Below are 13466 nucleotides of genomic sequence, written 5' to 3'. Positions count from 1 at the left end.
CCTTCCCGACGGCCGCGTCGGTGCGCCGCGGCTGGTCTCGGCGCAGCCGGCCGGGGTGTTCGACGAGGCCGCGCTGGCGGCGGTGTCGCGTCTGCGCTTCGAGGCCACCGGCGAGGCGCACAGCGCCCGCCGCACCCTCAATTTCAAGCTGCCCACGCGCTGAGGCCCGGCGCGGGCGATTGCGACGGCGGACACGCCGCCGGCGCCCGCGCTTGGCGCGGCGCGCGCGCAACCGCCACAATGCGGCCGATGACTACGTCCGCCCCCGAACTGCTCGAAACCGTCGAACACGAAACCGGCCCGGCGCCGGCCTGGAGCGTGCTGTGGCTGCACGGCCTGGGCGCCGACGGCCACGACTTCGCCCCGATCGTGCCCGAACTGGTGCGTCGCGACTGGCCGGCGCTGCGCTTCGTGTTCCCGCATGCGCCGGTGCGTCCGGTGACGATCAACAACGGCCTGCGCATGCGCGCCTGGTACGACATCCGCGACTTCAACGACCTGGCCAACCGCGCCGACGAGACCGGGGTCGAGGAATCGATTGGCCAGGTCGAGGCGCTGATCGCGCGCGAACACGAGCGCGGCGTGCCGGCGTCGCGGGTGCTGCTGGCCGGCTTCTCGCAGGGCGGTGCGGTCACCCTGGCCGCCGGCCTGCGCCGCGGCGAGCCGTTGGGCGGGCTGGTCGGACTGTCGACCTATCTGCCGATGGCCGACCGGCTGATCCGTGAAGCCACCCCGGCCGCCCGCGCCCAGCCGGTCTTCATGGCCCACGGCACGCACGACCAGGTGGTGCCCTACCGCGGAGGCGAGCTGGCCGCGGCGCGATTGCGCACGCTCGGCGCCCAGGTCGACTGGCACGCCTACCCGATGGCGCACCAGGTCTGCGCCGAGGAAATCGCGGCGCTCGGCGACTGGATGTCGCGACGTTTCGCCGCCGGCTGAGCGGCCCGGGCCATGAACGAGCCGGTCGGCGAGCGCGAATCCTGGCTGCCGGACCTGTGCCGGCTGCCGCGCCTGCTGGTCATGCTGAGCATGGCCGAGCTGATCGTGATCGTGCTCGCCCTGGTGCCCGACGGCAGCCAGTGGAACTACGGCCGCTTCGTTTCCTCCAGCGCCTTCGCGCTGTGGCTGGCGCTGGCGATCTCGGTGCTGTTGTGCGGCTCGCGGCGCCTGCTGGCGCAGCTGCCGCCGGCGCTCGGCGGTTTCCTCGCCACCGTCACCGCGGCCGCGATCGCCGCCGCGCTGGCGGCGATCACCCACCGGATCGACGACGCCACCTCGGTCGCCCTGGTGCCGGAAGGGATCAGCTTCGCCCGCTTCGTCGGCGGCACCACCGCGGTGGCCGCGCTCGCGGTCGGCGTGGTCCTGCGCTACCTCTACGTCAACGACAGCTGGAAAGCGCAGGTGCGCGCCAATGCCCGCGCCGAGGTCGAGGCCCTGCAGGCGCGGATCAAGCCGCACTTCCTTTTCAACAGCATGAACACCATCGCCGGCCTGGTCCGCAGCGACCCGGTGGTGGCCGAGCGCGCGGTGCTGGACTTGTCCGACCTGTTCCGCGCCGCGCTGGGCGCCTCGCAAGGCGATTCCAGCCTGGCCGAGGAGGTCGAACTGGCCGAGCGCTATCTGGCGATCGAGCAGTTGCGGCTGGCCGACCGCCTGCGGGTGGTGTGGCGCAAGCGCGAACCCCTGCCCTGGAAGATGCCGCTGCCGCGGCTGATCCTGCAGCCCCTGGTCGAGAACGCGGTGCTGCATGGGGTCTCGCGCCTGCCCGCCGGCGGCGAGGTCGAGATCGAGCTGACCCAGCTCGCCGACCGGCTGCTGTTGCGTATACGCAACCCGGCGCCGGCACCGGCCGAGGGCCGGGCCAGCGGCTCGCGCCACGCCCAGCACAGCATCGGCCAGCGGCTGCGTTACGCCTACGGACCCACGGCACGGATGACCGCAGGCTGGGACGAGGGCTACTATCTGTGCGAACTGCACGTGCCGACCGGGGTGGAGGCGCAGCGCCGATGAAGGTTCCGATGAGGCAGTCCATGAGAGTGGTGATCGCTGACGACGAACCGTTGGCGCGCGAGCGCCTGCGCGGCCTGCTGAGCGAACGCGACGACGTCGAGATCGTCGCCGAAGCCGCCGACGGCCAACACGCCTTGCATGCTTGCGCCGAGCATCGGCCCGACCTGGTCCTGCTCGACATCGCCATGCCCGGCATCGACGGGCTGGAGGCGGCGCGCCACCTGGCCGCGTTCGATCCGCGCCCGGCGGTGGTGTTCTGTACCGCCTACGACGCGCACGCGCTGTCGGCGTTCGAGGCCGAGGCGATCGACTACCTGGTCAAACCGGTGCGCGCCGAGCGCCTGGACGCGGCGCTGGAGCGGGTGCGCACCTTCGCCGCCGGCCGCGAGCGCAACAGCGAGACCGGCGCCGCGCCGGGGCAGAGCCGCAGCCATCTGTGCGCGCGCCTGCGCGGCAGCCTGCGCCTGATCCCGATCGAGGACGTGCATTACCTGCACGCCGAAGAGAAGTACGTGATCGTGCATCACGCGCGCGGCGAGGATCTGATCGAGGAGTCGTTGAAATCGCTGGAGGACGAGTTCGGCGAGCGTTTCGTGCGCATCCACCGCAATTGCCTGGTGGCGCGGCACGAAATCGTCGAGCTCAAGCGCGATTCGGAAGGCCATGTCCAGGCGGTGTTGCGCCACGGCAAGCAGCCGTTGGAGGTCAGCCGCCGCTGCGTGGCGGCGCTGCGCGAGACGCTCAAGCATCTTTGAGCGGTGGGGCGGGAATGGGGATTCGGGACGGGGCGTCGGCAGAGCAGCCGCCAGGAACGCCGCGCCGGTTTTTGTAGCAGCGGCGCAAGCCGCGACCCCGGGACGCGCAGAAGCTCCAACGCCAGCGTCATGGATCGAAGCCTGAAACCGTCGTGGGGTGTGTAGGAGCGGCGCAAGCCGCGACCGCGTCCTTGCGATCTCGCCGCGTTTGTCGTTCGAAAGCCTCTGAAACTTCGAAGCACAAAACCCAAGGCACCAAACAAAGCCTCCGTCCGCAGGCGGCCGGGTCACTTTCTTTGTCCAAGGCGACAACGTCCGACGGGTTTTCCCTCAGTCAAAAGTAACCAAAGAAAACGCCATGGCGGTTTCGTATCGAGGGCCGCTATGGGACGTAGCCTGCGCAGGGCCGCTCCGCACAGGCCCTCCCTGGCCTGGCTGTGCGCGGCCCGCCTCCCGGCCGGCCGCCCTTCGGGGCTTCGATTTGTCTTCGCGAGTTCGAGGCGGCGCCAAGCGCTTCACGGCAACAACCGCAACCTCGCTGCCAGACACGTTGTCCGGTTCCCTCCTTCCCCGGTGATTCCGGCCCTTGGGCCAAACCCCGTCCAGCGGCGATAATGCCGGCATGAAGACCCTGCGCATCGCCACCCGCAAAAGCCCGCTCGCCCTGTGGCAGAGCGAGCACGTCGCCGACCGTCTGCGTGCGATCCACCCCGGACTCGCGGTCGAGTTGGTGCCGATGAGCACGCGCGGCGACGAGGTGCTGGACCGCTCGCTGGCGGCGATCGGCGGCAAGGGGCTGTTCCTCAAGGAGCTGGAGCTGGCGATGCTGCGCGGTGAAGCCGATTGCGCGGTGCATTCGCTCAAGGACGTGCCGATGGCGCTGGAGCCGGGCTTCGCCCTGCCGGCGATCCTGGAGCGCGCCGATTACGCCGATGCCTTCGTCAGCAACGGCTTCGACGGCATCGACGCGCTGCCGCCGGGCGCGCGAGTCGGTACGTCGTCGCTGCGCCGGCAGGCACAGTTGCGCGCGCTGCGCCCGGACCTGCAGTTGTTGGACCTGCGCGGCAACGTCAACACCCGCTTGGCGCGGCTGGACAGCGGCGACTACGACGCGATCGTGCTGGCCTGCGCCGGGTTGCAGCGGCTGGGGCTGGACGCGCGCATCCGCCGCCGCCTGGAGTCGCCGTATTGGTTGCCGGCGCCGGCGCAGGGCGCGATCGCGATCGAATGCCGCGAGGACGATGTGGTCGCGCGGGAATTGTGTGCTGCGCTCGATCATGCCGACACCCGCACCTGTGTGGAGGCCGAGCGGGCGATGAACCGCGCCCTGCACGGCAGCTGCCACGTGCCGGTGGCGGCGCATGCGCACCTGGACGGCGCGCATTTGCGCCTGCAAGGGCTGGTCGGTTCGGCCAGCGACGGGCGTGCGGTGCGCGCACACGGCGAGGGCCGCGGCGATGCGCCGCAATGCCTGGGCATCGAGATCGCACAGCGGCTGCTGGAACAGGGCGCGGCCGATTTCATCGCCCAGTCCTTGCCGACGATCTCCGGGGACGCCGACTGAGGCGCGTCGCTTCGCGGTAGGCACGGCGTAAGCCGCGGCCGTCGAAGCGAGGGCGAAGGGGGCGTTTCATCGCCCAGCCAGGCGTCGGGCGGCGACGTGGTGTCCCGCCGCTGCGGCGCCGCTCCGGCAGGGAGCGGGGCTCAGAACCGCCGGATCAGCTCGATCGAACTTTCCGCGCTTTCGCTACCGCCGCCGCCGTTGGAGTCGTGGCGGATGGCGAAGTCGGTTTCCAGCTTCCAGTTGCGCCACACATCGACGTCCAGGCGCACGCTCTGCTTGACGAAGGTGTCGCCGTGGCCGCTCTCGACCTGCACCCGCTGGCTCCAGCGCGCGCGGTCGCCGAGCTTCTGGCCGAGGTTGAGTTCGCCGCGGAACACCGCGCCGGGGCGGTTGATGCCGTCGTCGTGCAGCGGCGCCAGGCGATAGCCGGCGCCGAAGGTCAGGCCGAGTTGGGTCGGGCCGTCGCGCAATGCCTGCACGCCGTAGCGGGTGCCGATGCGGTAGTCGTTGGAGTACATGGCGCGGCTTTCGCGCGAGGTGGCCGGCGCGCGGATGCCGCCGACCCGGCGCTGCGAGCCGGGCAGTTGCACGTTGCGCAACGGCGGCAGGTCGAGCGGATCGATGTCGGGGGCCTTGGCCGGCGGCGGCGCCAACGCCAGGCGCCATTCCTCGTCGCCGCAGCGGGTCGAGAGGCAATACAAGCGCATGCGCGCCGGATCGCTGGCGATGGCGATCAGGGTCGGGTCGCCGCCGAAGGCGGGCGTCGGCAATGTGACCAGGGGCGCGCCGAGCAGGGCGAGCCCGATTGCACCGAGCATCGTCTGAAGGGTTCAGCAAGAAACGGCCGCCATCATGCCATGAAAGCGATTACAGGCCTGCGACGGCGGTTGCCCGCGGATAGGCGGCGTTCAAGCGGTCGGGCCGGGTGCAGGCGCGGTCGCCGTTGCCGCCGGGGTTCCGCGCCGCTGCGCCGGCGTTCAGTAATACAGGGTCACCACGTGGCGGGCCTGGGCGAAGAACAGCCAGCGCTCGACCAGGGTGCCCGTCAGCACCGCCAGCGCGCCGGCGGCGGCCACCGCCGGCGCCGGTCCCGGCGGCAGCCAGAAGGCCAGCGCCGCCGCCAGCCAAGGCGCCAGCGCGAACAGGATCACGGCGATCCGGCGCAGCCTGGCCGCGTGCTTGCGCGCCAGCACGTAGCCCATCTCGCGGGTGAGGTAGTTGGCCTCGGTATGCGGTCGTTCGAACACCGTCGCCTCGCGTCCGGGCAGGCCGAGCGCGTCGCCGCGGTCCACCGGCAGCGGTTGGCGATCGATCGCGCGCCAATAGGCCAGCTTCAGCGCCGCGGCCAGCGGCGCGAGCAGGAGCGGCGCGGCCCAGGCCCAGCGCGCTTCGGTCGCCATGCCGGGCAGCAGCGGCAGCAGGGCGCCGCCGCCGAGCAGGGCGAACAGCAGATAACCCGGCACCACCAGGCGATGGCGCCAGGCGGGGATCGGCGGCAGCGAGGCATAGATCATCGCGGTGCACGCCACGGTGAGCAGGGCGCAGGCCGCCGTCGCCGCGGCCAGCGCTGCCGGTAGCCACGTGCCGGCGCCGCGCAGCGGGCCGGCGAGCCACAGGCCCAGCCCCACGGCCGGCAGGTAGGTCGCCAGCGCCAGCACGCCTTCGCGTGACAGCCAGGAGCTGCGCCATTGCGAGAACGCGCGCCAGGCCCGCTGCGGCTTGCCCAGGTGCAGGGTCGAGCTGAGCAGGCCGACGCTGACCAGCAGCAGCGCCAGCGCCAGGCCCCAGCCCAGGCTGCGCTCCGGCAACGCGGCGGCGTGGGCGCCGTATGCATGGCGCCAGAACGCGAACACGCTGAGCCAGGTCAGCAGGCCATAGCCCGCGCCCGACAAGGTGGTGAAGAAAATGACCGAGAACGCCGGGTGCATGTCAGCCTGCGGAGGAGCGAAAAACAGAAAACGGCGCGACCGGACGGGCCGCGGTTGCAGCTGCGGCGCGAGGCCGCAGGGCGCAAGCGTTTGCGTTCACCGCGACAACACCTTGTCGAGCCATCGCAGCACGCCCGGCAAGGCGCCGGTGTCCAAGGTTTCGGCCGGGGCCGGCGGGCTGTCGTCGCCGCCGCGGCGCGGGCGCGGCGGCAGGTATTTGTTGGTCGGCCGATAGCCCAGCGAAGCCATCAGGTCGACGCCGCCGCGTTCGGCGACCAGCCTGGACACCTCGGACTCGGGATCGCCGAGGTCGCCGAAATGCCGCGCCCGGGTCGGGCAGGCCTGCACGCAGGCCGGCTGGCGTTCGGCTTCGCTGAGGTTTTCGTTGTAGATGCGGTCGATGCACAAGGTGCATTTCTTCATCACCCCTTCGACCGGACTGTACTCGCGCGCGCCGTAGGGGCAGGCCCAAGAGCACAGCTTGCAGCCGATGCACTTGTCTTCGTCGACCAGGACGATGCCGTCCTCGGCGCGCTTGTAGCTGGCGCCGGTCGGGCACACGGTGACGCAGGCCGGCTGCTCGCAGTGCAGGCACGAGCGCGGGAAGTGCAGGGTCATCGCCGGCTGCGCGGGGCTGGCGCAGTGGCTGCGCGGCGCCGGCGCGCCGGCCGACAGCGTCTGCGAGGGCGCGGCGCGCACCGGATCGGCCAAGGCCATCGGTGCGATCTCGTAGCTGTGCACGCGATTGAACCACACGCCCGAGGGCTCGCGACCGTAGGGCTGCTCGTCGGTCAGGGGCGCGGCGAATCCGCCGGCGTTCCATTCCTTGCAGCTGACCGCGCAGGCGTGGCAGCCGACGCAGGTGTCCAGGTCGATCACCAGGCCGAGCTTCTTCTTGGACGGCGGCGGCAGGCCGGTCATCGCCGCCTCCCGGTCGCCAGCAGCCACAGGCCCAGCGCGAACACGGTCACGCCGATCGCCACGCTCGGCATCAGCGCGACCAACGCCGGCGAGCCGCCGACGCCCGCCGCCGGCCCGAGCAGTCCCAGGCCGAGCAGCAGCATCAGGGCCAGGCCGAGCAGCAGGCACAGCACGCCGGCGAACAGGCGCACCGGCCGCAGGCGCCGGCTGGGTTCGCGCTCAGGCGGCGTCATCGTCGCGGCCCTCGTGTCTCTCGCGTACGGCGCGGAAGCCGGCGCCGTAACGCAGCGGCGCGGCGCCGGCTTCGGCATACGGCAGCGGCGCGAACTGCGGCTGGGTCGCCTCGCCGGCCTCGGCCTTGCGGATCGCCACGCGCAGATCGAACCAGGCCGCCTGGCCGGTGACCGGGTCGGCGTTGGCGTAATCGCCGCGCGGGGTCAGGTCGGAAATCAGATGGTTCATCAGAAAGCCCTTGCGCCCCTCCGGCGCGTCCTTGCTCAGGCGCCACGCGCCGCGTCGCTTGCCGATCGCGTTCCAGGTCCAGACCGTATCGGGCTGGACGTTGGCGGCGAACTTGGCCTGCACGACGATGCGGCCGTGGTGCGATTCGACTTCGATCCAATCCTCGTCGGCGAGGCCGTAGCGCGCGCCGGTGGCCGGATGCAGATACAGGTAGTTGCGTGCGGCGATCTGCCGCAGCCAGGCGTTCTGCGAGCCCCAGGCGTGATACATGAACATCGGCCGCTGGGTCACCGCGCTGAGCGGGAAGCGCTCCGCGTCGGCGAGCTGGGCGCCTTCGAAAGGCTCGTACCAGATCGGCAGCGGGTCGAAGTAGGTCGCCACGCGCTGGCGTTGCGCCGGCGGCGGCCGGTGTTCGCCGAAACCCTGTGCGGCGAGCCGGAACTTCTGCAGCGTCTCCGAGTACAGCTGCAGCACGATCGGCTCGGCATGGCCGAGGAAGCCCATTTTCTGCGCCCAGTCCAGATAGGCGCGGTTGGCCATCTTGTAGTAGCGCGCCGACTCCGGCACCGGGCTGCTCCAGAATCCGCCGTGCTCGATGTAACGCTGCAACTGTTCGGGGTTGGGCGGCCCCTTGGCCTCCAGCTCGCCGCGTTCGCCGCGCCAGCCGGCGAGCAGGCCGACCCCGGGCGCGCGCTCGTGGCGGACGATGTAGTCGGCGTAGTCGCGATAGCGCGGGCTGCCGTCGTCGTGGACCATGCCGGGCAGGCCGAGCCGCGCGCCGAGGTCGAGGAGGACCGATTGGAATCCGCGCACGTCGCGTTCGGGCTCGTTCGGGTCCAGGCGCTGGCTCGCGGCGTCCACCACCGGATGGCGGATCGCGTCGCAGGCCGCGTCGGCGTCGGAGATCGGCCGGTCGAGCAGGCTGATCGCGTCGAAACGCTCCAGGTAGGTGGTGTCGGGCAACACCAGGTCGGCGTAGGCGGTCATCTCCGAGGCATAGGCGTCGGCATAGATGATGTGCGGGATCCGGTACTCGCCGTCGTCGCCGCGGTCGGTCAGCCAGGCGATGGTCTGGCCGGTGTTCATCGCCGAATTCCAGCTCATGTTGGCCATGAACATCATCAGCGTGTCGATCTTGTACGGATCGCCGGCCCAGGCGTTGCGGATCACGGTATGCATCATGCCGTGCGCCGACAACGGATAGGCCCAGGAGTAGGCGTGGTCGATCCGGCGCGGCGCGCCGTTCTCGTCGACCACCAGGTCCTCCGGGCCGTGCACGAAGCCCAACGGTGCGGCGTCCAGCGCGCCGTTGCCCTGGCGCTTCCGGCCCGGCCGGTTCGGCGGCGGCAGCGGCTTGGGGAACGGCGGCTGATAGCGGAACGAACCCGGCGTGTCGACCGCGCCGAGCAGCAACTGCAGCAGATGCAGGGCGCGGCAGGTGTGGAAGCCGTTGCTGTGCGCGCTGATGCCGCGCATCGCGTGCATCGCCACCGGGCGGCCGAGCATGTCGGCGTGTTCGCGGCCGTGCGCGTCGGTCCAGGGGATCGGCAGGCGCAGCGGATCGTCGAACGCGGCCTGGGCCAGTTCGCGGGCGATGCGGCGGATGGTGTCGGCGGGGATGCCGCAGCGGTCGGCCACGGCCTCGGGCGCGTACTGCGGATCGAGGTAGCGCTCGACCACCAGGTGGAAGGCGGGCGTCGCGCGGCGGCCGTCGGCAAGCCGGTATTCGCCGACCACGGCGGGCGCGATGCCGATGCTGTCGGCCGGCACCGCGCGGCCCTCGCCCCGGCCCGCTCCCGCAGGCGGGAGCCGGGATTCTTCGGGTAGGCGCTGCCGCGGCGCTTCCGGGCCCGCTTGCGGCGAGAGGCGTTCTCCGTGCGACTGACTCGGCTGCTCTCCCTCTCCCTCTCCCTCTCCCGTTTGCGGGAGCGGACCGGGATGAGGACCGCTCGCCCAGCACAGCGCGCGCCCCTGTTCGTCGCGCGCGAACAGACCGTCGTCGGCGCCGCCCGGATTGCGGATCACCAGCCAGTGCGCGTTGGCGTAGCGCACCAGGTACTCCAGGTCGATCCGGTCGGACTTGAGCAATTCGTGGATCAGCGCGAACGCGAACAGGCCGTCGGTGCCCGGGCGGATGCCGATCCACTCGTCGGCGATCGCGCCGTAGCCGCTGCGCACCGGATTGACCGCGACGATCTTGGCACCGCGCGCCTTGAGTTTGCCCAGGCCGAGCTTGATCGGGTTGGAATCGTGGTCTTCGGCCACGCCCCACAGCATCAGATAGCGCGTGTGCTCCCAGTCGGGCTCGCCGAACTCCCAGAACGAGCCGCCGAGCGTGTACAGCCCGCCGGCGGCCATGTTGACCGAGCAGAAACCGCCGTGTGCGGCGTAGTTGACCGTGCCGAACTGCTGCGCCCACCAGCCGGTCAGCGCCTGCGACTGGTCGCGGCCGGTGAAGAAGGCCAGTTGGTCGGGATCGCGCGCGCGGATCGGCGCCAGCCAGTCGACGGCGATCTGCAGCGCCTGCTCCCATTCGATCTCGCGGAACTCGCCGCTGCCGCGTTCGCCGACCCGCAGCAGCGGCTTGCGCAGCCGCGCCGGCGAATAGTGCTGCATGATCCCGGCCGAGCCCTTGGCGCACAGCGCGCCTCGGTTGACCGGGTGCTCGGGGTTGCCCTGGATGTAGCGGATCGCCTTGCCCTGGGGACCCGCGTCGGCCAGCCAGACTTTGATGCCGCACCGGCAGGCGCACATGTAGCAGGTCGTGGTCTTGACCTCGTCGCCGGGCGAGGGCGACAGATCGATGGCTGGCTCTTGGGGGCCCGGCCCAGGGGGAGCGCGCTCTCGCATACGGGCATTGTGCACACCCGGATCGGGCCCGGCGAGCTTGCGCGCGCGGCGCGCTTGTGCCAGCGTCGGATGCAGTCTTTATCGCATTGCAGCACGAAAATGCGCGGCGAGGTCGCAACCGGTGCGACCGCGCCGGTGTCTACTATCGCTTCGGCGCCGGCATCGCCGGCGGGTCGATCCGCAGCCCTGGATCGTTGTGGCGCGAGTAGCGCACGGTCGAGGTGTAGCTCTTGTTCTTGGCCGTGGTCAGCGTCGTCTTGACCTGCAGGGGGTAGCCGTGGGCGCCGATCCAGAACGTCGACGACATCCGCGGCTGGCTGTTGTCGGCGCGATACACGCGGATCGGTTGGCCGGCCACGGTCTGTTCGCCGAGCAAGGCCACGCTGAGGGTCTGTTCGCTGCCCAGCTGCTTGACGCGGCTGTGCATGGCCGATGCCCAGTTGCCGGGCATCGGCGTTTTTCGCGTATTGCCTGCATAGGTTTCGTACATGGTGGTGCCGACGACGACCCGTTCGCCGAGCTGTCCCATGCGCACGCGCATGCGATCGGGAGCGACGAATTCGGTTTCCACCGTCAGTCCGGTGTCTGCGCTCATGACCGAGCGGTAGCTGCGGGCGGCATTGAGCCGGTCCACCGCCGCGATCAGCTCTTCCTTGGGGCCGGCCGCGGCCGGCGCTGAGGCGAGCAGGGCGATCAGCACTGCCGCCCGAGCCGGCGTTGCGGATAATGCGGGCTTGATCACGTACGATCCTTCAGTTCGATGGTGGCGGCCGGACAGCGGCCGATGCCATGCTAATTGCGACCCCACCGCCTCCTCCAGACCCTGCCGACATGGAACGTATCGAACGCATCCACGCGTTGCATAGGATTCTCACCGCGGCCCGGTACCCGGTCACGGTTCAGCGACTCCAGGAAGACCTGGAGTGTTCGCGCGCGACCGTGTACCGCGACCTGGCCTACCTGCGCGACTACCTGATGGCGCCGGTGGTCGGCAACGGCGAGGCCGGTTTCCGCTACGACACCAGCGAAGGCGACCGCTTCGAGCTGCCCGGGCTGTGGTTGAGTTCGGAAGAGCTGCACTCGCTGCTCGCCGCCCAGCAGTTGCTGATGCGCAGCGGCGGCGGGGTGCTGTCGAACGCGCTGGCGCCGTTGCAGCAGCGGATCGAGAAGCTGCTCGACGAACACGCCGGCGGCCGTCGCCTGCCGGTGGAGCGGGTGCGGGTGATCCCGCACCGCACCCGCCGGCTCGACGAGACCGCGTTCCGCACCGTCGCCACCGCGGTGCTGGACCGCAAGCAGCTGACGTTCGAATACCGCGCCCGCTCCACCGACGAGCGCACCCGCCGCAGCGTCTCGCCGCAGCGCCTGACCCACTACCGCGAAAACTGGTACCTCGACGCCTGGGATCACGAGCGCGATGCGCTGCGCAGCTTCTCGGTCGACCGGATCAGCGCGGCCAAGGTCGGCGAAGCGGCGGCGCGCGATGTCGCCGACGAGGAACTCGATCGCCACCTGGCGTCCAGCTACGGCATCTTCTCCGGCGCGCCCAAGGGCTGGGCGACGATCGTGTTCAGCGCCAAGGCCGCGCGCTGGGTCGCCGACGAGCATTGGCATTCGCAGCAGCAGGGCCGTTTCCTGCCCGACGGCCGCTACGAGCTCAAGGTGCCCTACAGCGCCGGCCGCGAGCTGCTGATGGACGTCATGCATTACGGCAGCGACGCCGAGATCGTCGAGCCGGTGGTGCTGCGCGAACAGGCCAAGTCGATGCTGGAACTGGCGCTGAGCAACTACGAACGCTGATGCCCGGCGCCGACGCCCCGCGCATCGCCGCCGGCGAACCGGTCGCCCTGGTACTGGGCGCGGGCGGGGCGCGCGGCCTGGCCCAGATCGGCGTCATCGAAGCCTTGCAGGCGCGTGGCCTGCGCATCGTCGCGGTCGCCGGCTCGTCCAGCGGCGCCCTGGTCGGCGGCCTGTTCGCCGCCGGCAAGCTCGAGGTCTACCGCGACTGGCTGTTTCGCATGAGCCGCACCGACATGCTGCGCCTGCTCGATCCCTGGATCGGCCAGCCGGCGTTGTTCCGCGGCGAAAAACTCATGCGCGCGCTGCGCGAGCTGACCGGCGAGCCGCGCATCGAAGACCTGCCGGTGCCGTTCACCGCGGTCGCGGTCGACTTGATCCGGCAGCGCGAGGTGTGGCTGCGCGAAGGCGATCTATGGGATGCGGTGCGCGCCTCGATCGCGATTCCGGGCGTGTTTCCGCCTTATGAGTTGCATGGGCGCGAGTTGGTCGACGGCGGCTTGCTGGCGCCGCTGCCGATCGCCGCCACCCGCCTGGCCGATGCGCACCGGCTGATCGCGGTGGACATGCACGGCTGGCCGGAGCGGCCGCCCGGCGCGTTGGCCTTGCCGAACGGCGCCGCCGAACCGGCCCAGGCGTCGCCCTCGCTGTTGATGCGCTGGTTGCGCCGCGATGCGATCGCCAGCGACCCCACCGGCGAGGAGGAGCGGCCCAACGAATTGGGCTTCAGCGAACTGATGGCGCGTTCGCTGGACATGATGCAGGCGCAGATCGCGCGCGTGCAGCTGGCCTTGGACCCGCCCGAGCTGGTGATCCGGATTCCGCGCGACGCTTGCCAGTTCTACGAGTTCTGGCGCGCCAAGGAGCTGATCGAGCTGGGCCGGGCCGAGGCCGACAAGGCGTTGGACAAGGCCGGCTACTGAGCCGCCCGGCCGGCGCGCCGACGAACGGCGCGGGGCATCGCAGCTTCTGAGACGTGGCGCGGCGAAGGTGGCTCCAACGCCCTTGAGCCGCCACCGGAGCCCGCCATGACCGCCGCCGACCGTACCGCCGATGCCGTCCGTGCCGAACTGGACACCGTCCTGCGCTACGCGGTCGCGATCGGCGCCTTGCTGGTGCTGATGCTGCCGGCCGCGCGCGGCCATCACGGCACACTGGGCTGGCTGCCGCTGTGGCTGG

Annotated in this window: 13 protein-coding genes; 7 read left to right on the top strand and 6 right to left on the bottom strand. The window is 70.9% G+C overall.

The window, feature by feature from the left end; translation table 11 throughout:
- The 5 genes from TX83_RS24235 to hemC form a co-directional block, all read left to right on the top strand.
- Nucleotides 1-163: TonB family protein (locus TX83_RS24235; RefSeq protein ID WP_141233492.1), on the top strand; the 163-nt coding region annotated here is incomplete at its 5' end.
- Between the two features lie 86 nt (nt 164-249).
- Complete coding sequence (locus tag TX83_RS12245; protein WP_064748233.1) at nt 250-939, top strand: alpha/beta hydrolase; 690 nt, start codon at nt 250-252, stop codon at nt 937-939.
- 12 nt (nt 940-951) lie between these two features.
- On the top strand, nt 952-2010 hold the full coding sequence (locus tag TX83_RS12240) for a sensor histidine kinase (protein ID WP_064748232.1): 1059 nt from the start codon (nt 952-954) through the stop codon (nt 2008-2010).
- Between the two features lie 20 nt (nt 2011-2030).
- Nucleotides 2031-2765 (top strand): LytR/AlgR family response regulator transcription factor, encoded by a 735-nt coding sequence (locus TX83_RS12235; RefSeq protein WP_064748231.1) that lies wholly within the window; start codon nt 2031-2033, stop codon nt 2763-2765.
- A gap of 622 nt (nt 2766-3387) precedes the next feature.
- Nucleotides 3388-4329, top strand: coding sequence for a hydroxymethylbilane synthase (gene hemC, locus TX83_RS12230; RefSeq protein ID WP_064748234.1), 942 nt, complete (start codon nt 3388-3390; stop codon nt 4327-4329).
- A gap of 140 nt (nt 4330-4469) precedes the next feature.
- On the opposite strand, the gene TX83_RS12225 is transcribed toward hemC, so the two are convergent.
- The 6 genes from TX83_RS12225 to TX83_RS12200 form a co-directional block, all read right to left on the bottom strand.
- Complete coding sequence (locus TX83_RS12225; RefSeq protein ID WP_064748230.1) at nt 4470-5147, bottom strand: DUF481 domain-containing protein; 678 nt, start codon at nt 5145-5147, stop codon at nt 4470-4472.
- Nucleotides 5148-5306: 159 nt separating this feature from the next.
- Nucleotides 5307-6257 carry a dimethyl sulfoxide reductase anchor subunit family protein gene (locus tag TX83_RS12220; RefSeq protein WP_064748229.1) on the bottom strand — a complete coding sequence of 317 codons (951 nt, stop codon included), beginning with the start codon at nt 6255-6257 and terminating at the stop codon, nt 5307-5309.
- Nucleotides 6258-6353: 96 nt separating this feature from the next.
- A complete protein-coding gene (locus TX83_RS12215) occupies nt 6354-7178 on the bottom strand; it encodes a 4Fe-4S dicluster domain-containing protein (RefSeq protein ID WP_064748228.1) in 825 nt (274 codons plus the stop codon).
- On the bottom strand, nt 7175-7411 hold the full coding sequence (locus TX83_RS12210) for a hypothetical protein (RefSeq protein WP_064748227.1): 237 nt from the start codon (nt 7409-7411) through the stop codon (nt 7175-7177). Before TX83_RS12210 ends, TX83_RS12215 begins: the two co-directional genes overlap by 4 nt.
- A complete protein-coding gene (locus tag TX83_RS12205) occupies nt 7398-10490 on the bottom strand; it encodes a molybdopterin oxidoreductase family protein (protein WP_064748226.1) in 3093 nt (1030 codons plus the stop codon). The genes TX83_RS12210 and TX83_RS12205 overlap by 14 nt, the downstream gene beginning before the upstream one ends.
- A gap of 142 nt (nt 10491-10632) precedes the next feature.
- Nucleotides 10633-11232, bottom strand: coding sequence for a hypothetical protein (locus TX83_RS12200; RefSeq protein WP_141233491.1), 600 nt, complete (start codon nt 11230-11232; stop codon nt 10633-10635).
- Nucleotides 11233-11321: 89 nt separating this feature from the next.
- On the opposite strand from TX83_RS12200, the gene TX83_RS12195 reads away from it, so the two are divergent.
- Together TX83_RS12195 and TX83_RS12190 are read left to right on the top strand one after the other, a co-directional pair.
- The gene (locus TX83_RS12195; RefSeq protein WP_064748224.1) at nt 11322-12290 is read left to right on the top strand and encodes a helix-turn-helix transcriptional regulator; all 969 of its coding nucleotides are present in this window, start codon (nt 11322-11324) and stop codon (nt 12288-12290) included.
- Nucleotides 12290-13210: a patatin-like phospholipase family protein gene (locus TX83_RS12190; protein WP_064748223.1), complete on the top strand. Its 921-nt coding sequence runs from the start codon at nt 12290-12292 to the stop codon at nt 13208-13210. The genes TX83_RS12195 and TX83_RS12190 overlap by 1 nt, the downstream gene beginning before the upstream one ends.
- The last annotated feature ends 256 nt before the right edge of the window (nt 13211-13466 follow it).

It is taken from the genome of Lysobacter antibioticus HS124 (genome assembly GCF_000336385.2).
Classification (GTDB): domain Bacteria; phylum Pseudomonadota; class Gammaproteobacteria; order Xanthomonadales; family Xanthomonadaceae; genus Lysobacter; species Lysobacter firmicutimachus.
This window is presented reverse-complemented; position numbering and strand designations above follow the sequence as displayed.